The sequence below is a fragment of the Kitasatospora sp. P5_F3 genome, from assembly GCF_054049135.1.
Genome location: NZ_JBFUMY010000027.1, coordinates 25,666 through 48,234, shown reverse-complemented (window position 1 = coordinate 48,234; position 22,569 = coordinate 25,666). Strand labels below are relative to the sequence as shown.

The 22,569-nt window shown below is 70.9% G+C and carries 15 protein-coding genes and 1 pseudogene; 6 read left to right on the top strand and 10 right to left on the bottom strand.

The features are described from left to right. Position 1: 1 nt before the first annotated feature. A complete protein-coding gene (locus ACXJMZ_RS17715; RefSeq protein WP_457031005.1) occupies positions 2 to 769 on the bottom strand; it encodes an IclR family transcriptional regulator in 768 nt (255 codons plus the stop codon). A 74-nt stretch (positions 770 to 843) separates the two neighbouring features. Here ACXJMZ_RS17715 and ACXJMZ_RS17710 point away from each other — a divergent pair. Next, positions 844 to 1,464 (top strand): annotated as a pseudogene (locus ACXJMZ_RS17710) (substrate-binding domain-containing protein); the annotation flags it as partial. A gap of 104 nt (positions 1,465 to 1,568) precedes the next feature. Here the strand turns inward: ACXJMZ_RS17710 and ACXJMZ_RS17705 are convergent. Continuing rightward, positions 1,569 to 2,309, bottom strand: a complete 741-nt coding sequence (locus ACXJMZ_RS17705) for a class I SAM-dependent methyltransferase (protein ID WP_457031004.1) — start codon at positions 2,307 to 2,309, stop codon at positions 1,569 to 1,571. Between the two features lie 237 nt (positions 2,310 to 2,546). On the opposite strand from ACXJMZ_RS17705, the gene ACXJMZ_RS17700 reads away from it, so the two are divergent. Then, on the top strand, positions 2,547 to 3,266 hold the full coding sequence (locus ACXJMZ_RS17700) for a leucine-rich repeat domain-containing protein (RefSeq protein ID WP_457031003.1): 720 nt from the start codon (positions 2,547 to 2,549) through the stop codon (positions 3,264 to 3,266). Between the two features lie 91 nt (positions 3,267 to 3,357). Here the strand turns inward: ACXJMZ_RS17700 and ACXJMZ_RS17695 are convergent, their stop codons facing one another. Then, on the bottom strand, positions 3,358 to 4,776 hold the full coding sequence (locus tag ACXJMZ_RS17695; protein ID WP_457031002.1) for a lamin tail domain-containing protein: 1,419 nt from the start codon (positions 4,774 to 4,776) through the stop codon (positions 3,358 to 3,360). Positions 4,777 to 5,063: 287 nt separating this feature from the next. Between ACXJMZ_RS17695 and ACXJMZ_RS17690 the strand changes: the two genes are divergently transcribed. Further along, positions 5,064 to 6,545 (top strand): FAD-binding oxidoreductase, encoded by a 1,482-nt coding sequence (locus ACXJMZ_RS17690; RefSeq protein WP_457031001.1) that lies wholly within the window; start codon positions 5,064 to 5,066, stop codon positions 6,543 to 6,545. On the opposite strand, the gene ACXJMZ_RS17685 is transcribed toward ACXJMZ_RS17690, so the two are convergent. Beyond that, on the bottom strand, positions 6,542 to 7,321 hold the full coding sequence (locus ACXJMZ_RS17685) for an NAD(P)H-dependent oxidoreductase (RefSeq protein ID WP_457031000.1): 780 nt from the start codon (positions 7,319 to 7,321) through the stop codon (positions 6,542 to 6,544). The genes ACXJMZ_RS17690 and ACXJMZ_RS17685 overlap by 4 nt on opposite strands. A 152-nt stretch (positions 7,322 to 7,473) precedes the next feature. On the opposite strand from ACXJMZ_RS17685, the gene ACXJMZ_RS17680 reads away from it, so the two are divergent. Next, positions 7,474 to 8,322 carry a helix-turn-helix transcriptional regulator gene (locus ACXJMZ_RS17680; RefSeq protein ID WP_457030999.1) on the top strand — a complete coding sequence of 283 codons (849 nt, stop codon included), beginning with the start codon at positions 7,474 to 7,476 and terminating at the stop codon, positions 8,320 to 8,322. 59 nt (positions 8,323 to 8,381) lie between these two features. Here ACXJMZ_RS17680 and ACXJMZ_RS17675 read toward each other — a convergent pair whose 3' ends face one another. Next, positions 8,382 to 9,083 (bottom strand): FadR/GntR family transcriptional regulator, encoded by a 702-nt coding sequence (locus ACXJMZ_RS17675; RefSeq protein ID WP_457031014.1) that lies wholly within the window; start codon positions 9,081 to 9,083, stop codon positions 8,382 to 8,384. A gap of 79 nt (positions 9,084 to 9,162) precedes the next feature. Continuing rightward, positions 9,163 to 12,018, bottom strand: a complete 2,856-nt coding sequence (locus tag ACXJMZ_RS17670) for a glycosyl hydrolase family 95 catalytic domain-containing protein (RefSeq protein WP_457030998.1) — start codon at positions 12,016 to 12,018, stop codon at positions 9,163 to 9,165. Between the two features lie 357 nt (positions 12,019 to 12,375). On the opposite strand from ACXJMZ_RS17670, the gene ACXJMZ_RS17665 reads away from it, so the two are divergent. Further along, a complete protein-coding gene (locus tag ACXJMZ_RS17665) occupies positions 12,376 to 14,760 on the top strand; it encodes a ricin-type beta-trefoil lectin domain protein (RefSeq protein ID WP_457030997.1) in 2,385 nt (794 codons plus the stop codon). A gap of 24 nt (positions 14,761 to 14,784) precedes the next feature. Here ACXJMZ_RS17665 and ACXJMZ_RS17660 read toward each other — a convergent pair whose 3' ends face one another. Then, positions 14,785 to 15,681: a LysR family transcriptional regulator gene (locus ACXJMZ_RS17660; protein ID WP_457030996.1), complete on the bottom strand. Its 897-nt coding sequence runs from the start codon at positions 15,679 to 15,681 to the stop codon at positions 14,785 to 14,787. Positions 15,682 to 15,813: 132 nt separating this feature from the next. On the opposite strand from ACXJMZ_RS17660, the gene ACXJMZ_RS17655 reads away from it, so the two are divergent. Next, a complete protein-coding gene (locus tag ACXJMZ_RS17655) occupies positions 15,814 to 16,299 on the top strand; it encodes a cupin domain-containing protein (protein ID WP_457030995.1) in 486 nt (161 codons plus the stop codon). Between the two features lie 16 nt (positions 16,300 to 16,315). Here the strand turns inward: ACXJMZ_RS17655 and ACXJMZ_RS17650 are convergent, their stop codons facing one another. The 3 genes from ACXJMZ_RS17650 to ACXJMZ_RS17640 all read right to left on the bottom strand — a co-directional run bounded on the left by ACXJMZ_RS17650 (position 16,316) and on the right by ACXJMZ_RS17640 (position 22,391). Continuing rightward, on the bottom strand, positions 16,316 to 17,074 hold the full coding sequence (locus tag ACXJMZ_RS17650; protein ID WP_457030994.1) for a hypothetical protein: 759 nt from the start codon (positions 17,072 to 17,074) through the stop codon (positions 16,316 to 16,318). Positions 17,075 to 17,273: 199 nt separating this feature from the next. Continuing rightward, the gene (locus tag ACXJMZ_RS17645; protein WP_457031013.1) at positions 17,274 to 21,368 is read right to left on the bottom strand and encodes a molybdopterin-dependent oxidoreductase; all 4,095 of its coding nucleotides are present in this window, start codon (positions 21,366 to 21,368) and stop codon (positions 17,274 to 17,276) included. 207 nt (positions 21,369 to 21,575) lie between these two features. Continuing rightward, positions 21,576 to 22,391 carry a hypothetical protein gene (locus ACXJMZ_RS17640; protein WP_457030993.1) on the bottom strand — a complete coding sequence of 272 codons (816 nt, stop codon included), beginning with the start codon at positions 22,389 to 22,391 and terminating at the stop codon, positions 21,576 to 21,578. Positions 22,392 to 22,569: the final 178 nt, after the last annotated feature.

Below are 22,569 nucleotides of genomic sequence, written 5' to 3'. Positions count from 1 at the left end.
GTCAGGCCGTCGTGCGGGCGCGACGCCCGAGCTCGTCGGAAATCCCGTACGCAGCCCGCAGGAGCGGCTCGCGCAGTCCGCTCGCACGGTTGGCGCCACGCGCCGCGATGACGATCCCCAGCGCAGCGCTCACCGTCCCGGTCCGGCCGATCCGCACGGGTGCGGCCACCGCGACCGTGCTCTCCGAGAGCTGCCGGTCACTGACGAAGACCTGCTCGCGGCGGATCCGGTCCAGCTGCGCTCGCAGGGTCTTCGGGTCGGTGACGGTGTGCGGGGTCCAAGCCCGCAGCGGGGATTCGAAGACCTCCTCCTGCACCTCCCGGGGCGCGTACGCCAGCAGCACCCGGCCCATCCCGGTGGAGCCGACGGGGAACCGGGACCCGACCATCGTCAGCAGCTCCACCGACCGGTGCCCCGCGATCCGTTCGACGAACACGAGCTCGGTGCCCTCGCGCACCGCGAGCTGGATGTTCTCGTGCGTCGCCTCGTAGAGGTCCTGCATGAACGGCAGCGCCACATCGCGCAGGATCTGGGAGCGCGGGCATCCCGAGGCGATCTCCCAGAGCCTCAGCCCGACGTACCAGGACCCGTCCTCCCCGCGTTCGAGCGCTCCCCAGCCCGCCAGTTCGGTGACCACCCGGTGCGTGGTGCTCAGCGCCAGGCCCGCGCGCTGAGCGATCTCCGACAGCGTCTGTGACCTGCGCTCGCGGTCGAAGGTCGAGAGGACTTCGAGGACTTTTCCAGCCGCCGTGCTCCGGGTTGTGCTCACCCGGCCAGTCTCGCAGACCGCCGTCGGGCCACCCGGACGCGCGTCGTACCATCGCCCGGACACAAGGAGGCGACATGTACCGAGGGATCTCCGGCTTCTCCTCGATGGCGACCCGGCCGGTCCTGGCCGAGCTGTCCGCACACATCGGACGCGACCACGGGATCACGGTGCGTTTCGAGTCCGCCGGCGGGGTCGAGATCGCACGGCGGGTGCGCGAGGGCGCCGGGGCCGATCTGCTCGTGCTCGCCGACGGAGCACTCGCCGAGCTGGCGGACCAAGGACACCTCCGCGGGGGTACGGTCCGCCCGCTCTGGGTCTCCCAGGTCGTCGCCGCCGTGCCGGCCGGAACACCGGTTCCGGCGTTCGGCGAGGAGTGCGACCTGCGGGCCGCCCTCCTGGCGGCGGAGCGGATCGCCTACTCCACCGGCCCCAGCGGTACGGCCCTCGTCGACCTGATCGCCCGGCTCGAACTCACCGACCTACTCCGGGACCGGCTGGTCCRGGCACCACCGGGGGTGCCGGTCGGCAGCCTGCTCGCGTCCGGCGCAGCCGACCTGGCGTTCCAGCAGCACAGCGAGCTGATGAACCTGCCGGGAATCGTCGTCGTCGGCCCGCTGCCGGGCGACTCCGCGATCAGCTCGACGTTCAGCGGCGGCGTCCTGGCCGCATCGACCCAGCCGGACCGGGCCGCCGAAGTCCTCGACCTGCTCGGCTCCGAGGCGGCGTCGAAGACCGCCCGCGCCAGGGGCATGCGGGCCGACCGGTGCCCAATGGGCACCGGTCAGCGGACCGCCCTGGGTCAGGCGCGGCAGCGCAGCATCGTCAGCGGAGGGTTTCCGGCGAAGTCGTCCCAGAACTCCTGGCCGTGCTCACGCACACCGGCGGCGGAGATCTCCAGGGGAACCCAGGTGACGTCGCTGAATCCGGCCGCCTGCAGGGACTTCTCGAGAACCTCCCGGCTGGGCGGGTTCGCGACGAACGAGATCGGCGGGTCGAGCAGCGCGGTGATCCTCACCCGCGGCCCGATCTCGGTCTCCTCACCGAGCGACTCGCACAGGAAGCCGTACTTGGCCAGCGACGGCCCGTCGAAACGGTAGTCCGGGTGCTGTGTGAAGACGAAGAACTCGGCGCCCGCCGCGAGGCTGCGGTGGATGACGCGACACATCCGCTCGATGGTGGCGACGTCCTCGGCGTAGTTGAACAGCTGGACCGCGACCGCGATGTCGAAGGGCTGCTCGAAGGTGCGCAGCTCGGCGACGTCGCCGACCTCGTAGTGCACGCCCAGCGGTGCGCTGTCCTCCAGGCCCTGGGCCGCGTCCACCATCGCGGAGGAGATGTCGACACCGAGCACGTGGGATGCACCGCGGCGCTTGAACTCCCGGCTGTAGAAGCCGGTTCCGGAGGCCAGGTCGAGGATCGACCTGCCCGTCACGTCACCGACGAGCTCGAGGAAGCCGGGCACCTCCCCGAAGCGCGTGAGCGGAAGGGTCTTGAAGCCCTCGAACGCCTCACCGATCTCGTCGTACACCTGACCACTCATCGTGCTGTTCCCCCTCGGTCCTTGGCGTCGGCCCTCGGAACAGGTCGCCGCCTCTGGCCGGAAGTCTCCCTCTCCCCGACCGGGGCGTCGTACTGGCGGAAGCCACAAAAATGCCTGGCCAACCGGCCGTACGGTCTGGAGGCGTCGAGAATCTGAGGGTCTGTCAAGAAGCTCACGACAGACCCCGGTTGTCTCATACGCAGCCGGCCGGGAACCACCAACAAGAGGGCAGAGACCGTGCAGCACGTACTGAACCTGTGGCGTCAGGAGCTCGGAGAGGTCCCCGAATCCGTCTGGCAGCAGACCGAACTCCAGGTACTGATCCTCGCGGACAACGGACTCACGGCCCTCCCACCGGGGATCGCCCGGTTGCAGCTGCTGAACACCCTGGACCTCGGCCACAACGCCCTCACCTCGGTACCCGACGAACTGGGCGAGCTGACCGGGCTCGGCGGCTGCCTCTACCTGCACGACAACCAGCTCGCACGGCTGCCGGATTCACTGGGAGACCTGACCCGGTTGCGCTACCTCAACGTCGGTGAGAACTCCCTCACTTCCCTGCCCGAGGCCATCGGAAGGATGACCGGCCTCATCGAGTTCAGGGCACAGCACAACCGGCTCACCACGTTGCCGGACACGATGGGCCGGCTCCACAACCTGCGTGAGCTCTGGCTCCGGGGCAACGCCGTCGAGCACCTGCCGCCGTCGACCGCCGAGCTGCACGAACTGCGCCACCTGGACCTGCGCGAGAACGTCTTGGCCGAGGTGCCGCCGTCGCTGGCCGGCCTCCCTCGACTGCGGCAGATCGACCTGCGGAGCAACCGCCTCGGCCAGCTGCCGGACTGGCTCGCCCGGATGCCGTCGCTGGAGAAGCTGGATCTGCGCTGGAACGGGATCGACCCTTCCCTGCCGCTCCTGACCGAACTGGAGCGACGGGGTTGCGTCGTCCTGACATGAACGATCCGGCGCGTGCTTGCGGTCCCAGGTCCCAGGCAGCACTGCGGCCCCGCCCTCTGTGGAGGGCGGGGCCGCAGCGGTGCCGGACGGGTCAGCAGCTGACGGTGCCCTTGCGCAGGGCGTGGCCGCTGGTGTTGCTGTCGTCGGACCAGTACACGGGCTTGGAGCCGCTCACGCACTCGCCGGAGCCGGCCAGGCTGAAGCCCTCGTTGTTGAGGTTGGCCATGCCGGTGGGGCGGTTGTAGACGGCGGTGGTGGCGAAGGCGCCGGCGGTGTTGACCTGCATGGTGCGGTGCTGGCCGCTGCAGGTGTCGTCGCAGACCACCCACAGGCGGGCGGCCTGCGGCTCCCACTGCAGCTCCATGACGCCGCTCATCCCGCTGCTGACGGACGCGACCCGGGTGAAGCCGCCACCGTCCAGCAGGACGTAGCCGTGGATCATGCCGGTGCCCTCGACGCCGACGAAGAAGACCCCGCCGCTGTGCGCGCCGTAGCCGGCCGGGTTGTAGGCGGCGCCGGTGGTGGCGTCCTTGAAGCCCGCGCCGGTCAGGTAGCTGTCGGGCACCCAGGTGACGGCCTCCAGGCCGCTGTTGGAGCCCACCGACGGCAGGTCGGAGGTGAGGTTCCACTCCCTGGTCGCGGTCAGCGAGGAACCGCTGCCGCTGACGTCGTAGCGCAGGACCGACAGCCGGCTGGTGCCGGACACGTCGCCGTTGCGCTCGCTGGAGACGAACACCCCGCCCGCCGCACCGGCGTCGGTGACGGTGACGCCCTCACTGTCCACGGTGCCCGAACCACCCGGGAATCGGAGCGTCTTGCCGGTCGACCAGCCGTTCGCGGTGTCCGGCTGCCACCCGCCGGACCCGTTGCTGACGAGGCGCCAGAGCTTCCCGGAGTTCTGGGCACCCCACATCACGGTCCCCTCCTGGTAGAGGCCGCTGAGGTCCTGCCCGAAGACGTTCGCGGCGTCGGCGGTCGCCACCGAGCTGCTGCCGGGCCAGGCCACGGGCGTGCCCCCGCCGCCGGTACCACCGCAGGCGTTCGCCGCGCCGAGCGTCAGCGCCGCCGCCTTGAACGCGCCGGTGCCGTCGGCGCAGCGCGACCACGACGGGTTGGAGTGGCTGCTCCAGCTGAAGCTGTCGGCCAGCGTGCTGCCGTCCGCCAGGTAGAGGCGCGCCTTGTCGGCGGAGCCCAGGCCGAAGGAGCTGTGCACGTCGAACGCCCGGAACGCGCCCGGGGCCAGGCTGGTACCGGCGGCGACCTGGTACTTCGAGCTGTTGTTGTCGTCCTTCAGGATCCAGCCGGAGATGTCGACGGTCGCCGTGCCCTTGTTGTAGAGCTCGATCGAGTCGTTGACGTCTCCGGTGGTCACCACCTCGTTGATCCGGATGTCGTCCACCGGGGCCGCGTGGGCAGGGCCGACGGTCAGCGTGCCCGCAGCCAGCGCCAGGCCGGCGACAAGAAGGAGGGGGAGGCTGCGGTGCCACCGTTGTGCGGGCGATTCGGTCACGAGGTCCGTCCCAGGGTCGTTGCGTCAGGGCGGCACGAGAGTCGCGGCCCCGGCCGAATGGACCACCGCCGACAGGGGGTGGTCCTGTGAACGGTGGCGGAACTGTGCGTGGGCCCACTCTTGGACCCACCTCCCAGGGGAGACCGTCGCTGACCCGTCGTCAACCCTCTGATGGCGCAGCCTCGCGCGCCGTCTGCCGGTTCCCGGACGAGCCGGACGAGGATGGCCGCGAAGCGGGGCTGCGTGGTCGGCACGCGGTACGCACCGTCATCGGGAGATGCGAGCACATGACGATGGATCGACGAGGGTTCCTGGCCACTCTGGGGCTGGGCGGCACGATGGCGCTGGCGGGGCCGGCGGTGGGCGGGGCGCGGGCGGCGACCCGCGGGCGGGCGGTGCCGGACTGGTCGGCGTTGAAGGCGTGCCTGGACGGCCGGCTGCTGCTGCCGGAGGACCAGGGGTACGGGGTGGCCAGGCTCGGGTACAACGAGCTGAACGACGGTCAGTTCCCGGCGGCGGTGGCCCGGTGCACCTCGGCGGCGGACGTGCGCAACTGCCTGGACGCGGCCCGCGGGCACGGGGTGCCGATCGCCGCGCGCAGCGGCGGGCACAGCTATCTCGGGTACAGCGTGCCGAACGGCGGGCTGGTGATGGACCTTCGGCAGATGGCCCAGGTCCAGGTGCAGCCCGACGGGACGGTGCAGGTCGGCGCGGGCGCCCGGCTTATCGAGGTGTACGCGGCACTGGCCCGGGCCGGGCGGCTGCTGCCGGCCGGCTCCTGCCCGACGGTGGGCGTCAGCGGGCTGGCGCTGGGCGGCGGGATCGGCGTGCTGACCCGCAAGTACGGGCTGACCTGCGACCGGCTGGTCTCGGCGGAGGTGGTCACCGCCGACTCCCGGGTGCTGACCGCCTCCGAGTCCTGCGAGCCGGACCTCTACTGGGCGCTGCGCGGCGGAGGCGGCGGCAACTTCGGCGTGGTCACCCGGTTCACCTTCAGCACCGAACCGGCGCCCGAACTCACCGTCTTCTCGCTGCGCTTCCCGGCCGGCTCGGCCGCTTCGGTGATCGGCGCCTGGCAGCAGTGGGTGGCGGACGCCCCGTCGGAACTGTGGTCCAACTGCGTGGTCTCCGGCGCCTCGTCACCGACCTGCCGGGTCGGCGGGTGCTACGTCGGGCCGCAGAGCGGGCTGGAGCCGCTGCTGGACCAGTTGGTCTCCGCCGCCGCCACCCAGCCGACCTCCCGCACCGCCCAGACCAAGAGCTACCTCGACGCGATGAAGTACATGGCAGGCTGCGCGAACGACACCATCGCCCAGTGCCACCCCGTCTCCGAGGGCGGGCTGCTCCCCCGGGAGGCGTTCGTCGCCGCCTCCCGCATCCTCGACACCGCGCTGGACCCGCAGCAGATCACCCAGCTGATGACCGGTCACACCGGGGTCGACCTGCTGCTCGACTCCCTCGGCGGCGAGGTCTCCCGGCTCGCCCCCGACGCGACCGCCTTCCCGCACCGCTCCGCGCTCGCCTCCGCCCAGATCTACGCGAGCACCACACTCGCGGGCAAGGCCGCGGCCACCGCCACCGTGGACGCCATCCGCGACGGACTCGGGGCACTCGGCGCGACGGGAGCGTACGTCAACTACATCGACGCGACCCTGCCCGACTGGGGCACCGCCTACTACGGCGACAACCTGCCCCGCCTGAAGGCGGTGGCCCGGCGCTACGACCCGGACCAGGTCTTCGCGTTCCCCCAGTCGGTGGCCCGAAGCTAGCCGCGCACGTGCAGCCCGAAGCCCGTCCGGCCCGTGGGCTCCACGCCCTCCTTGAGCTGCAGCGAGGGGATCTCGTAGTCGCCGAAGTTCTGCCGCCGGTACGCGATCGGCTCGGTCGACTCCAGGGTGAGCAGGCGCTGCTCCCAGGCCTTGGCGACGTCCGGATAGTCCTCGGCGGTCAGCCGGTCGGCGCCGTACAGCACGAACGGCGGCAGCACCTCGATGCCCGGGTGGTAGAGGATGCCGTGCTGGATCGGGAACAGCAGGTCGTCGATGGGGCCGTTGATCCCACGGGCGGAGTAGTGCGACTCCGGGCCGCCGGTGGTCACCGACAGCAGCGCCCTCCGGCCCGCGAGGGTGCCTTCGCCGAAGCGCTCGCCGTACTTGGTGTCGCTGTGCTCGCCGACGCCGTACGCGAAGCGGTGGGTGAACACCCGGTCCACCCAGCCCTTSAGGATSGCSGGCATSGTGTACCACCACAGCGGGAACTGGAGGATGACCGTGTCGGCCCAGAGCAGCTTCTCCTGCTCGGCGCGGACGTCCGGGGTGAGCGTCCCGGCGGCGAAGGCCCGGCCCGAGTCCAGGGCGACCCTCAGCGGGTTCGAGGCGTCGGGGCCGTAGTCCGCGGCGTCCACGACCGCCTTCCAGTTCATCGCGTACAGGTCGCTCACCCGCACCTCGTGCCCGGCGGTCTCCAACGTGGTCACCGCGAGGTCCTTGAGCGAGCTGTTGAGCGACTTCGGCTCCGGGTGGGCATGGACGATCAGCGTCTTCATGGGAGGTCCTTCGGATCGGGGCCTTCGGATCGGATGCCTCGATTCTGGGCACTCCGGCGCCCGCCGTTCAGGGGCGCCGCTTCCGTCGGACCGGACTTCCTGGTACTGGCAGGACCACCCTCAAGAGCACCACCCGCGGCCATACTTGGCTCATGGACGATCTTGCGGGCTTCCTGCGGACCCGGCGTTCCCGGGTCGACCCGGCGGCCGCCGGCATCCCCACCGACAGCCGTCGGCGGGTCGAAGGGCTGCGCCGCGAGGAGGTCGCGCACCTCTCCGGGGTCAGCGTCGACTACTACGTACGCCTGGAGCAGGGCCGCGCGACCCAGCCCTCCGGCCAGGTCCTCGACGCGCTCGCCCGCGTGCTCGGCCTCGACGAGACCGAACGCGACCACCTCTGCCGGCTCGCCGGGAAGCGTCGCCGCCGGGCGAAGGCGCCGAGCTCCCGGATCCGCCCGGAGCTGCTGCGCGTCCTCGACCTGGTCACCGGCGCACCCGCGGTGATCATGGACCACCGCCTGGACGTGCTCGCCGGGAACCGCCTCGCCGGGCTCCTCTACGGCCGCCCGCTACCGGGCCTGAACATCGCCCGGAACATCTTCCTCGAGGAGACCGGGCGCGGCCTGTACGCGGACTGGGAGAACTGCACCCTCGACGTGGTCGGACACCTCCGCCTGGCCACCGGCAAGTACCCCGACGACCCCCGACTGGCCTCGCTCATCGGCGAGTTGGCGATCGGCAGCGAGCGCTTCCGCCGCCTCTGGGCCCGCGCGGACGTGCGCGCCCGCACCCACGGACGCAAGGCGTACCGGCACCCGCTGGTCGGACTGCTGGAACTGCACCACGAGAACTTCGCGCTACCGGACGAATCCGGCATGGAGCTGCTGGTGATGTCCGCAGCCCCCGGCAGCCCCGCCGAGGACGGGCTCCGCCTGCTCGCGGGCCTGGGCGCGGACGGCGGTGACGCGCGTCCCACAGTGAACGCCCAGACCCGCGAGTAACGCCCCGGCGTCGAGGACCGCGTCAGTTCCCCGTACACCCGCCGACGGCGGGCGTCTCGCTAGAGCGGCGGCAGCGCGGACACGGGTGATCCGAGCGTCTTGCGCAGCCACTGTTCCACCCCGGCGACGTGCACCGTGGCCCAGGCGTGGGCGAGGTCCGGCCGACGGGACTCGATGGCGGACAGGATCGCCTCGTGCTGCTCCCTGGTGCGCGAGACGGCCCCCTCCTCGGTGACGCCGCGCCAGATCCGGGCCCGGGTGGTCGGCCCGGAGAGCCCCTCGACCAGCGAGCAGAGCACCGCGTTGCCGGAACCGGCGGCGATCTGCTGGTGGAACTCCAGATCGTTGGTGATCAGCTCCTCCAGCGTGGGCTCGTCGCCCAGACTGTCGAGCACGGTCCGCAGACGGGCGATGTCCTCGTCCGACATCAGGCTCGCGGCCATCGCCGTCGCGGCCGGCTCCAGGATTCGTCGTACCTCCAGGAAGTCCAGCACCGTGTTGTCCTGGTGGAAGTCGACCACGAAGCCCAGCGCGTCCAGCAGCAGTTCGGGCTCCAGGCTGGTCACGTAGGTGCCGTCGCCCTGGCGGACATCGAGCACCCTGATCAGGGAGAGGGCCTTCACGGCCTCCCGCAGCGAACTGCGGGAGAGGCCGAGCCGTTCGGCAAGGTCGGCTTCCTTGGGCAGCCTCGCCCCGGGGCGCAACTCGCCACTGACGATCATCGCCTTGATCTTGTCGATCGCCTCGTCGGTGACCGGCACGCGCATCCGCCTCCCTCGTTCCTCAAACGTCTGATCTTTACAGCATAGACTCCGCTCCCTGTCAGAGACGCGCTCGGTGTCAGGCCGGGATTCGCCGCCACTGCTGGCCGGTACCGCCGTTGGCGGTCTGTTGTTCGACGGCCGCGAGGTCGGCGGTGGAGTCGCCGGTGACACCGAGCAGTTTGTCGCTGCGGACCGAGGTGATGGTCACGTAGCCGTCGCCGGTGTCGGTGACCCGCCACTGCTGGTTGGTGCCGTGGGTGGGCGTCCACTGGATGAGCTTGGCGCCGTCGGCGGTGGAGCCGCCGTTGATGTCCCAGGCCAGGGCGGTGTGCGTGCAGTTGATCTCGTACACGCCACCGCTGACGGGCACGAACGCGAAGCGCTGGTTGGCGGCGCTGCTCGGGGTGTACTGGATCAGGATGGTGCCGGTGGTGAAGGAGGCGCCGGGGACGTCGATGGCCTTGCCGCTCTTGCGGTTGACGAGCTGAAACACGGTGATCACGGTCTGCGGCGGGGGCGTCACGGTCACCGAGCCGCCGGACGGGATCGTGACGGCCTGGCTCCAGGTGCCGAAGACGACGGTGGTGCTCGCCCCGGCCGGCCCGCGCAGTTTCGCGCTGGTGACCTGGCCGGAGGTCCAGCTCAGGTCGACGGTCAGGCCGCCGCGTACGCCGACACCGGTCACGCTGCCGGACGCGGCCCAGGCCGACGGCAGTGCGGGCAGCAACTCGACCCGCCCCGGCCGGGACTGCACCAGCATCTCGATCATCGCCGACGGGGTACCGAAGTTGGCGTCGATCTGGAAGGTCGAGCGGTTGCCGAAGCTGTACATGTCGAACATGTTGATGCCGGTGCCGTTGCTGAAGTTCACGGACGGCTTCAGGACGGCGAGCACCAGTTGGTACGCCTTGTCGGCGTTCCGCAGCCGGGCCCAGCACAGCGCGCGCCAGGCACTGGCCCAGCCGAAACTCGCCATGCCGCGGGCGGTCAGCAGTGCGGTGGCACCGGCGATGACGGCGGGCGGGGAGTCCTGGAGATTGATCCGGTCACCGGGGAACAGACCGGCCAGCGGGGAGAGGTGACGGTGCGTGGTCTCGCCGAGGTTGGCGTCGGTCATCCACTCCTCCAACCAGCCCGAGGTGGCGCTCACTTCGGGGAGGTACAGCTTGCTCTGGAGGGTGGTGACGATGGAGACGTAGGCGTTGTCCCTGCCGAGCCGGGCGGCGGCTTCGCGGTAGTTCTGGAACAGCTGCCAGACCAGTTCCTGGGCGTAGGTGATGCCGATCGCGTCGGTGGGGCCGTGCTCGGGTGACCAGTCGTGGTCGTCGACGAGCACCTGGCGGGTGCCGCCGGTCGCCGGGTCGGGCACGGTCCTGGTGAGGAGGCGGGCCTCCCAGAACTCGCAGGCGCCCTTCAGGAGCGGGTAGATCCGGTCCAGATGAGCGGCGTCCTGGGTGTACTGGTAGTGCTCGTACAGCGAGTTGCACATCCAGGCGTTGCCGGCCGGATGCCACCACCAGCCGTTGCCGCCCCAGATGTTGGTGGAGATGGCGAGAGTCCAGCCGGCCACCCTGCCGGAGGTGTTGCGGAAACCGTTGCGCGGGTCCTGGAACAGATCGCGGGTGGTGGCCTGCCAGCCCGGCAGTTGGGCGACGCAGTAGTCCGTGAACGCGTCGAAGCACTCGGCCAGGCCCGCCCGGTCGGGCAGCCAGTAGTTCATCTGGACGTTGATGTCGGTGTGGTAGTCGCCCATCCAGTCCGGGTTGTTGCGGTCGACCCACAGGCCCTGCAGGTTGAGCGGAAGGCTCCCGCGCGAGCCGCAGATCGCCAGATAGCGGCCGAACTGCAGGTAGGAGGACTCGAGTTCGGGATCGGGCGCGGAGCCGGCGGCGGCCCGGGCGGAAAGCCGGGAGGCGGTGTCCATGGCGCGCTGCGCCGTGCTGGAGGCACCCAGGTTCAGCGTCATCGTCTGCTGGAGACGCTGGTAGTCGGCAACGTGCGTGGCCAGCAAGGACGTTGCGGAGACAGCGGCCGCATCCGCTGCCTTGGCGCGGGCGACCGTGAGCGGCAGGACGGTGGTGTCCTTGTAGGCGACCGAGGCGTCCGCCTTGTAGTTGGTGCCACCGGAGATGACCAGCAGCACCTCAGTGCAGCCGGTGAACGTCACCCGCGTGCCGGTGGCCGACACCGAACCGCCGGTGCCCACGGCCTTCACCACGGTCGCGTACCTGAGGGTGTTCGCCAGCGCGGCGGCGAAGGAGACGCTCACGCTCGCGGCGTCGGCCGTGACGGACTCGCCCCGGGTGCCGGTGAGCGTCATCGAGCCGGTGTAGGAGCCCCCACCGCTCTGGCTGAGCCGTACCACGATGACGTCATCGGGCTGGCTTGAGTACACCTCGCGCCGGTACGTCACACCACCCAACTGGTACGACGCGGTCACCAGGCCGTTGGAGAGGTCGAGCGTGCGGCGGTAGCCGCTGATCGCCTTGGTGGTGTGGGTGGGGACATCCAGGTACGCCTTGGCGAGCATGCCGAAGGTACCGAAGTCAGTGTCCCCGTACGGGAACTGGCCGTCCGAACCGAGCGAGGCGTTCGCGTCGCCGGTCCACAGGGTGGCGTCCGTCAGGTACAGCGCGTCGTGGGACGGGCCGCCGGTGACCAGCGCGCCGAGCCGTCCGTTGCCGATCGGCAGGCCCTGCTCCAGGATCACGGACTCGTTGCCGGGCGCGGTGTACCAGAGGGTGACGGCCTCACTGTCCGGGACCAGCGACAGGGAGCCGGGACGGGTCACGGCGGCGGCGCTGGTGGTGAACTCCGGCAGGGAGCCGAGCGCGAACAGCGCGCCGAGGGAGACGGCCGTGCGCAGGATGCCGCGCCGCGACACCCCGTTCACTGCGGCGGGATCCGGGTGGGGAGCGGGGGATGCGGACATGGGTGGTGTCCTTCCTGACGGGTTCAGGTCTGGAGCGCGACCAGAACAGATACATCAAATGAATGTCGGTCAGGCTAGCCTGGTCGGCACCATCAAGGAAGGCATTGTGCCGACTTCGCGTCCGAAGCGAGGCCGGAACATCGGATGTCTTGGCCGCTCGGATCGAGGGTCGGCAGCGCGAATCAACGAGCGATTCTGTGCAGACGTGTTGACATGTGTGCGCCATCGGCCCGGATAGTAGCCCCATCGCGTCGCGGGCCGTCTGCTCGACGTCTCCCCCACGCCCGGCCCTCATCAGCAGTGGTGCACCCTCCCGCAAGCCGCCCTATCGCCGTCCCCCGCTCCCAAGGAGTAGCCATGCACCGGCAGTTCAGACTGCGCCCACCCCTGTTCGTCGCAGTCCTGCTTCTCTTCGCCACCGCCCTGGCGCTGGTTCCCCGCACGGCCCAGGCGGCAAGGCCCGTCACGATCACCGTCGACGGCACGAAGCCGGGACGGGTCTTCGACGGCGTCGGCGCCATCAGTGGGGGCGGCGGCAACTCCCGGTTGCTCGCCGACTATCCGGAGCCGCAGCGCAGCCAGCTCCTGGACTACCTGTTCAAGCCCGGGTCCGGCGCGGCACTGCAGATTCTCAAGCTCGAGGTCGGCGGTGACACCAACTCGACGGACGGCGCCGAGGCCAGCCACATGCACACGGCCGACACGGTGGACTGCAACCAGGGCTACGAGTGGTGGCTGGCCGGCCAGGCCAAGAAGCGAAACCCCGACATCAAGCTCGTCGGACTGTCCTGGGGCGCGCCCGGCTGGATCAACCCGAGCAGCAACTCCTTCTTCACCGACAACGCGGTCAACTACCTGATGCAGTGGATGGGTTGCGCCACCCAGCACGGCCTGACCATCGACTACCTGGGCGGCTGGAACGAGCGGGGCTACGACGCCGCCTGGTACAAGAAACTCAAGAGCACCCTTGTCGCGGGCGGCTACACCACCAAGGTCGTAGCAGCAGAGGACAGTTGGGCCGTTGCGGACGCCCTGGCCGCCGACCCGGCGTTCAAGAGCGCAGTCGACGTCGTCGGCGTCCACTACCCCTGCGGCTACCTGTCCAGCGCCACCAACTGCTCCAGCCCCGCCACCGCACAGGCCCTCGGTACCGCACTGTGGGCCAGCGAGAACGGCTCGCTGGACACCAACTCCGGTGCGGCGGCGGTCGCGCGCGGGATCAACCGCGGCTACATCGACGGCCGGATGACCGCCTACATCAACTGGCCGGCCATCTCCGCGCTCTACCCGAACCTGTACTTCAGCACCGACGGCATGTCGGTGGCCAACCAGCCCTGGTCCGGCCACTACGACATCGGCAGGACCACCTGGGTGACCGCCCAGACCACCCAGTTCACCCGGCCCGGCTGGCGCTACATCGACTCGGGCAGCGGCTACCTCAGTGGCAACCGCAACAACGGCAGCTTCGTGTCACTGAAGTCGGGCAACAACGCCGACTACACCACCGTGATCGAGACGCTGGACGCCGGTGCCGCACAGACCGTGAACTTCCAGATCGCCGGCGGACTCCCGACCGGCCAGGTCCACGTCTGGGCGACGAACGTCAACTCCGCCGACAGCGCGTACCACTTCGTCCACCTGCAGAACCTGACACCCTCCGCCGGCGGCTACCAGCTCACCCTCCAGCCCGGGTTCGTCTACACGGTGTCGACCACGACCGGCCAGGGCAAGACCGTCGCCCCCCCGCCCGCCGGTGCACCGATGTCCCTGCCGTACTCCGACTCCTTCGACACCCCCGCCACCACCACCTCCCCGAAGTACTTCGCCGACATGAACGGCGCCTTCCAGAGCACGGCCTGCGGCGGCGGACGCAGCGGCACCTGCCTGCGCCAGATGGCGCCGGCCACACCGGTGCGCTGGACGGACGAGAAGAACAACGCACCGTACACGATCATGGGTGACGGCTCCTGGTCCAACTACACCGTCTCCGCCGACGCCTTGCTCGAACAGGCCGGCGGCGTCGAACTGCTGGGCCGCGTCAACCAGCAGGCGAGGAACAACAACGGCCTGAACGCCTACCACTTCCGCGTGAACGCCACCGGAGCCTGGTCCCTGGTGCGGACCGACCTCACCTGGAACGAGGTCACCCTGGCCAGTGGCACGACAGGCGCGGTGGGCACCGGAAGCTGGCACAACCTCACCCTGGCCATGCAGGGAACCCAGCTCACGGCGGGGATCGACGGCACGCAACTCACCACCGTCACCGACGGCACGATCGCCAACGGCCAGGCAGGCCTCGGTACCGCCGGGTACCAGACCCAGCAGTTCGACAACTTCGCGCTCCGGCCCGGCACTTCCACCCCGCCCCGGGTCGGCCCTGTCCTGTCCGGCATACCCGGCAAGTGCCTCGACGCCGGATCCGCCACCTCCGGTGCCAAGGTGCAACTCTGGTCGTGCAACCAGTCACCGGCGCAGACCTGGACCTGGGCCGCCCAGACGCTCACCCACARCGGACTCTGCCTCGACGTGGTGGGCCAGGGCACGGTGAACGGCACCGGCGTCGACCTCTGGTCCTGCAACAACCAGCCGAACCAGCAGTGGCTCGCGCAGGCCGACGGCACACTGAAGGGCGCCCAGTCCGGGCTCTGCCTCGACGACCCCGACTTCAGCACCACCGACGGGACACAGCTCGTCCTCTGGACGTGCAACGGCGGCGCCAACCAGCGGTGGACCCTGCCGTAGTCCGCCCGGAGGCGGAAGGCCGGCTCAACAGGTCCCAGCCGAGTCGGCCAAGGCCCGGAGCAGTGCGGGCAGCTCGGCGGGGGCCTGGCCGGTGCGGTACACCAGGTACGTCCTGGACGCGGGGCCGTCCCACGGGCGCAGCGCCACCCTGCGGGTCTGCGGAAGCGGCTGCACGGCGTCGAACACCGTCCAGGACGGCGACCCGGCGGCCGCGTCCGCGGCCAGCGAGGCCAGGGTCTCCTGCAGAGTGGTGAACGGCGGGCCGGCCACCGGACCGGCCCCGTGCCGTCGCAACGCGTCGGTGACGAGGTCGTGGAACGGTGCGTTGCGCTCCCGGGGAGCGAGGCGCACCGGCAGCTCGGCGAGGTCGGCGGGGCCGAGGCGCTCCCGCTGCGCCAGGGGGTGGCCCGCCGGCACCGCGACCATCGGCTGGTCCTCCCACAGCGGCTCGAACTCCAGTCCGACGCAGGCTTCCTGACCACGGATCAGAGCCGCGTCCAGGGCTGCCGAGCGGACCTTCTGCAGGCGTCCGCCCCGACTGTCCTGCCGCACTTCGACCCGCACCTGCGGTGCCCGGTCGGCCAACAGGTCGAGTGTCCGGTGCACCCGGTCGGCGAACGGCCGGCTGCTGCCCAGGCGCAGTGTCGCGGCCGCCCCGGCCGCCAGCGCCTCGGCGGTCTGCGCGATCCGTGCCACCGCGGCGAGTGCGGCCCTGGCCTCGGGCAGCAGCCGCTCGCCCGCCGGGGTCGGACGGGCCGCACGACCGGTGCGGTCGAACAGCACCACGCCGAGCTCGCGCTCCAGCCGCGCCACCTGCTGGCTGACGGCGGACTGGACGACGTGCAGCCGCTGCGCCGCCCGGCCGAAGCCACCCTCCTCCGCGATCACCACCAGGTACTCCAACTGCCTGAGCTCCACCACGCCCCCTTGGCCACCTTGCCGGGGCCCATCACTTCCGGTGATGGGCGTCATCGACAACCGGTGCTTGGCCGCCGGCTGTTCCCGGGGTCGACTGGTGGCACCGGATTCGACCCGACTACAAGGGAGTTGCGCATGTCCGACGAGGTGACCACGATGCCCCGGCCGCTGGTCGTACACGAGCGGGACGTCGAGGCGGTGGCCCTGCCCGGCGGTGGCCGGTTCGTCCTGCTGGAGGACGGCCCGGGCACCGGCGGGCTGCTCGGCGCCAACCGCCTGGCCCTGCCGGCGGGCGCGGACGGGACCCGGCCGCACTGCCACCACCTGTCGACCGAGGTGTTCCATGTCCTGCACGGGACCATGGAGTTCCTGCTCGACGGCGAGCTCACCCGGGTCGGCCCGGGCGGCCTGGTGGTGGTCCCGCCCGGCTCCGTCCACGCCTTCGGCGCCGCACCGGACGGCCCCGCCGAGTTCTTCGCCCTGCTCACCCCGGGAGTCGCCCGCTTCGACTACTTCCGCCAGTTGGGCCGGATCGCGCGCGGCCAGGCGGACTGGAGCAGCATGGACGCCCTGCACGAGTCGTGCGACGTCCACTTCGACGGAGCCCCCAGCTGGCGCTGAGCCGCATCCAGACCGCTCAGGCGCACTTCATGGTGCGGTTGGCCAGCGCGACGGTGACGACCTTCTCGTCCTTCACCGTGAACTCGTACTGCCAGCCCGGCCTGCCCTCGACCGGCAGTTGGAACGTGCCGCCCTTGCCCTGCACCAAGCCCTTGGCACCGTAGGCCTGCTTGAGGGCGTCCACCGTCGAACCGGCACCGACACCCTCGGCGGTCCGCGCGGCCGCCGGAGCGACCAGCTCGCGCAGCCCGTCCACGCCGAACGACACCCGCCCTGCGGTCACGAACGCCGCGTCCCGGGCCTCCCGAGCCGCCATCAGCTGGGCGAGGGCCAACGTCGCGTCCGCAATCAGCTTGGCGCTCGCCGCAGAGTTGCTAGCCGAGTTCGCCGAGGCGTTCGGCGGGAGGGTCTCGGCAGCCGAGGACTTCTCGAGCGCGTCCGCCTTGGCGTTCAACTCCTTGGACGCGGCCTCGGCGGCCGTCTCGGCGGTCATCCGCGCGGCATCCGGCGCCGGACCGCCCTTGTAGGCGAAGTCGGTACAGCCGTCCAGCAAAGACACCGCCGCCGACTCCAGCGCACCGCTGGTCAGCGCCGCGTCCTTGGCCATCCCCGGCACCAGCCCGCGGTAGCCGGCCGCACCGAACACCACCGGCGCCGCGCTCGCCGAACCACCAGCCGCTCCAGCGGCCTTCGAGCCACTGCCTTCACCACTGCACGCCGACACACCGGCGACCACCAGCGCCACCGTCAGCCCAGCGCCCGTGAGGCGCCGCAATGCGGGATTCTTTCCCAAGTTGATCTCCCCCTTCGTTCCGCGGGACACGGTAGCGAAGCCACGTGCACGATCCACACCAGGTTTTCCGGGCCCTCACACCCGCCCCACCGTCAATTCGGCGCCCACCAGTGCCAGTTGATCTCCACCCCCACCTCGCTCCCCCACCCACAGTGGGAGAGATCACACGCACCCTGTCTGCTCAGTAGACGTCCCGCACGTACCGCTGATCGCTCGTCAGCTGCCGGACGTACGCCGCGGCCGACGCCCCGTCCATCCCCCCGTGAGTGGCGACGATCTCGTGCAGGGCCCGGTCGACGTCCTTGGCCATCCGGCCCGCGTCGCCGCAGACGTAGAGGTGGGCGCCGTCCTGGAGCCACCGCCACAGGCGCGGGCCGTGCTCGCGCATCCGGTCCTGGACGTAGATCTTGTTGCGCTGGTCGCGGGAGAAGGCGAGGTCGAGGCGGTCCAGGTGGCCGGAGCTGCGGAAGGCTTCCAGCTCCTGGCGGTAGTAGAAGTCGGTGGCCTCGCGCTGCTCGCCGAAGAACAGCCAGTTGAGGCCGGTGTGGCCACGGGCCTGACGGTCTTCCAGGAAGCCGATGAACGGGGCGACGCCGGTGCCGGGGCCCACCATGACCATCGGGGTGGCGGAGTCGGCGGGCGGTCGGAAGTGCGGCGAGCGCTGGACGAACACCTGCACCGGGCCGTCGTCCGCGCAGTCCGCCAGGTACGTGGAGCAGACACCCTTGCGTTCGCGGCCGAGGTCGTTGGTGTAGCGCACGACCGAAGCGGTGAGGCGTATCTCGCCGGGGTGCGCCAGCGGACTGGACGAGATCGAGTACAGCCGCGGCTGGAGCCGCTTCAGCACACCGACCCACTCGGCAGCCGATGCCCGGACGATGGCCGAACCGATCACGTCGGCGGCCTGCCGGCCCCAGCTCCACTTCGCCAACTCGCCCTTGTTGTCCGGCCGCAGCAGCCGCCTGAGGTCACGATCGCCGGTGCGCTCGGCGACGAACCTGAGCAGGTCCGGGGTGATCCGGGCGATGTCGAGACGGGTCCGCAGGGCTTCACCGAGGGGGATCTCGCCACTGTCGGGCAGGGTGACGCGCTCGTCCGGGTCGAGGCCGGTCAGGGCGAGCCATTCGGCGACCAGCTCACTGCCGTTGGCCGGCCACACCCCGAGCGCATCACCTGCCTGGTAGGCGAGTTCACCACCACGGGTGTCGAAGGCGAACTGTCGTACCTCCTTCTGCGAACCAGGCAGGCTGAGCAGCCGGTTCCCGACCAACAACGTCGCGAAGGGCGACGTCTTCGAGTAGACCGCGGGCCCGACGGCAGGACCGGGCTCCGACGACGTACCCGGCATCCGGGTGGCCGCCACAGCAGCGCTCAGGGCCTCGGCGACCTGCTCGAGCCACCGCCCGGCGGCCTCGTCGTAGTCGGCGTCGCAGTCGGTGCGCGGCAGCAGTCGGGTGGCGCCCAGCTCCGCGAGGCGCTCGTCCAGACGGCGGCCGTGGCCGCAGAAGTCCTGGTAGCCGGAGTCGCCGAAGGCGAGCACCGAGTACCGCACACCCTCCATCCGTGCGGCGTCCGAGGCGCTGAGGCCCTGCCAGAAGCCGGTGCCGTTGTCGGGGGCGTCGCCGTCACCGAAGGTGCTGGAGATGACCAGCAGGTCGGCGTCGGCCGGGAGGCTGCCGGACGGACAGTCGGCCATACTGCGGACCGACGGCGTCCGGCCCGTCTCCGCCAGGCGGGCCGCGACGGTGGCGGCGAAGTCCTCGGCGTTACCGGTCTGCGAGGCCCACAGGACGATCAACTCCCGTGCTGGCAGCGGCCCGTGGGAACCGCCGGGCAGCACCGGAGCAGCGGGATCGGCGCTCCGCGAGAACGTACCGGCCAGCAGGCCGTCCACCCACAGTGCCGTCTCCGGGCTGAACGGCGCGTCGGCGGGCAGCACCGGTACCCCGCCGGGCGCCGCCAGCGCGACACCGGAGAGGTACCCGGACAGGTAGCGGCGCTCCGCTTCGGTGAGCGTCGGAGGAGTGAGGTCCGTGATGCCGAACAGCCCGGCCAGCGCAGGAACTCCGGCCGTCTCCCCCACCGCAGCAACCACCGGAGCCACCAGCCGGAGCGCCACCGCGCACGCCTTCAACTCGGGCTGGTACGAGATCGGGTCGACGGCGTCGCTGGTGACGGCGTTGATGCTCAGGTACTCGCCGAACAGGTCGTTCCAGTGGAAGGGCGCGAAGCAGTTTCCGGGCCGGACCCGGTCGGTGACGACCGCGGGCAGGACAGCGCGGCCCCGGCGCGAGGTGACCTCGATCCGGTCACCGTCCCTGGCGCCCATCGCAGCGGCGTCGTCGGGGTGCAGTTCGACGAACGGGCCGGGGTCGAGCCGGTTCAGTCTGGCGACCTTGCCGGTCTTGCTGAGGGTGTGCCACTGGTGCTGGAGGCGGCCGGTGTTCAGCACAAACGGGTAGTCGTCGTCGGGGAGTTCGGCGGCCGGCAGGTGCGGGCGGCCGAAGAACTGGGCGCGGCCGGTCGGGGTGGGGAAGGCCAGTCGGGGTCTGGTCCCGTCCGAGCGCTCCAGCAGGGCCTGGCTGACGCCGTCGTTGAGGTAGCGGATCGGGCTGCGGTTCGGACCGCCGGGGGCGGCGGGCCACTGCACCGAACTCTCCCGCAGCCGTTGGTAGGTGACGCCCCGCAGGTCCCAGCCGGTCTTCGGGTTCCAGGCCTGCTTGAGCTCCTCGAAGACCTCCTCGGCGCAGCTGTGCCCGAAGGCGTCGGCGAAGCCCATCTCGCAGGCCACCCGGGCGATCAACTGCCAGTCGGGCAGTGCCTGTCCGGGCGGGTCGACGACACCCTGGATCAGGGCGAGGTTCCGCTCCGAGTTGATCATGACGCCGTCGGACTCGGCCCACAGCGTGGCGGGCAGCACCACGTCGGCGTACGCGTTGGTCTCGGTTTCGGCGAACACGTCCTGGGTGATGACCAGTTCGGCCGCCTCGAGACCGGCGATGACGGTCCTGCGGTTGGCGACGGAGGCCACCGGGTTGGTGCAGATGATCCAGCAGGCCTTGATCGCACCGGCCGCCAGCTGCTCGAACATCTCCACCGTGCCCCGGCCGACCTCCGTCCGCAGCGTGCCCGCCTCGATGCCCCAGAGCTCCTCGACGAAGTCCCGCTCCGCGTCCACCAGGACGGACCGCTGGCCGGGCAGGCCGGGGCCCATGTAGCCCATCTCGCGTCCGCCCATCGCGTTCGGCTGGCCGGTCAGCGAGAACGGGCCGGAGCCGGGGCGGCAGATCGCCCCGGTGGCGAGGTGCAGGTTGACCAGGGCGTTGGTGTTCCAGGTGCCGTGCGTGGACTGGTTGAGCCCCATCGTCCAGCAGCTCATCCACTCACCCGCCTCGCCGATCCACCGCGCCGCCAGCCGGATGTCCGCCTCCGGTATCCCGGTGATCTCGGCGACCCTCTCGGGCGGGTAGTCCGCCAGGAAGGCGGGCAACTCCGCCCAGCCGTCGGTGAACTCCGCGATGAACGCCTCGTCGGTGTGACCGTTCGCCACCAGCAGGTGCAGCAGGCCGTTCAGCAGCGCCAGGTCGGTGCCCGGCCTGATCTGCAGGAACAGGTYGGCCTTGGCGGCGGTGGCGTTCCGCCGAGGGTCTACGACGATCAGCTTCGCCCCGGCCGACCTGATCCGGTCCATCATCCGCAGGAAGAGAATCGGGTGACAGTCGGCCATGTTCGCGCCGATCACGAAGAAGGCGTCCGCGCGGTCGAAGTCCTGGTACGAGCCGGGCGGGCCGTCCGCGCCCAGCGACAGCTTGTAGCCGGTGCCTGCGGAGGCCATGCACAGCCGGGAGTTGGACTCGATCTGGTTGGTCCGGACGAACCCCTTCGCCAGCTTGTTGGCCAGGTACTGCGCCTCCAGCGACATCTGACCGGAGACGTAGAAGGACAGCGCGTCGGGGCCGTGCTCGTCCAGGATCGCCCGCAGCCGCCCGGCCACGGCGGTGATCGCGGCGTCCACCTCCACCTCGGCCGACTCGGCGCCGCGCTCGGTACGGATCAGTGCCTTGGCGGCACGACCGCCGGCGGCCATCATGTCGGCGCTGGTCGATCCCTTGGTGCAGAGCCGCCCGGAGTTCGCCGGGTGGCTCTTGTCCCCGGAGGTCTTCCTGACGGTCCGTCGGCCGGTGGTTGCGTCCCGGCCGATGTCGAGCACGATGCCGCAGCCGACACCGCAGTACGAGCAGACCGTCCGCACGCTGTCCGCCTCCGGACCTGGCATCGTCACCGGGACTCCCTCCGAGGGATCGCAGTCCCCACCGGACTCACGCGGGGCGTGGCGCGGCAGGCGGTGGGAAGCTCCCACGGTCGCCACCCTAGGAAGACCGCATTAACGGATCATCACAGTCGGCGGGCACCGAGGGTTAACCGGATCGCACAGCACGTTCCCCGCAGGTGTGAGCGGCCCGCCCCCACGCCGGCGGTGCGCTCACAGGCCGCCGAGGCCGGGACCCTCACCGACAGCCGTCCCTTCCCCGCCCGCCTGGACGCGGGCACCGGAGAAGCCGTCGAACGACAGACCGGCCACCGGCGTGTACTGCAGGGCCAGCCGGGCGAGCCCCGTGTGCGAGGCGTCGTCCAGCACCAGCCCCGGCGGCAGCACCGGCCGCCGATCGCCCTCGGTCCCCACGGCGGCCAGCAGCCCACGCCCACGCCGCGAGGCCCGGTCGTACCGCTCCGGGGTGACCAGCGCGACCACGCCGCCCACGGCCAGCAGCCCGGCGAGGACCCCGCCCGCCGGCAGCGAACGGGTCGCCATCACGACGACGGCACCCAGCGCCCCGACGACCACCATGACGCCGATCGACAGGTTCACCGGGGCTTCGCTCTCGCTCCGGGTGACCAGACCCGCTGCCACCAACTCCCGCTCCACCGCCCGCACCGCGTCGAGCCCGTCCACCCGGACGCACAGCTCCACGGGCAGGTATCCGACGGTGGGATCGAGACCGGTCAGCACGGCCGCCTGGAGTACGTCCACGCTCTCCGTACCGGGACCGGCCCACAGTCGGCCCGACCCGTCCGACCGCAGCGCGCCGCTGAGGACCATGCCCGACAGCACGGTCCTGGCCAGGTGATCGGGGTGCAGCTCCACGGCGCGCAGCGCAGCGGCCTCGTAGACCGTCAGCGGAGCGCCCACCCGCCTCGGAACGACGACCCGGGGATGCTCGGCCCAGTACCGGAACACCAACCGGTACACCGAGACGGCGCACACCAACGCCGCACACCCCGCCAAGAAGGCCCCCACCTCACCCCTCCTCACACACCCGCCGACCCTCATGGTGACGCGCGCCCGGCCCGGTCGGCAACGGTCCTGCACGGGCAGTGGGCGCGGGCGCCATCCGAGCCCCGTTCGCTCGGAGTTGAGATGCCGGGAGCAACGCCCTACAGTGAGCCCCGCCATAGATTTGAACGCGTTCGAAATG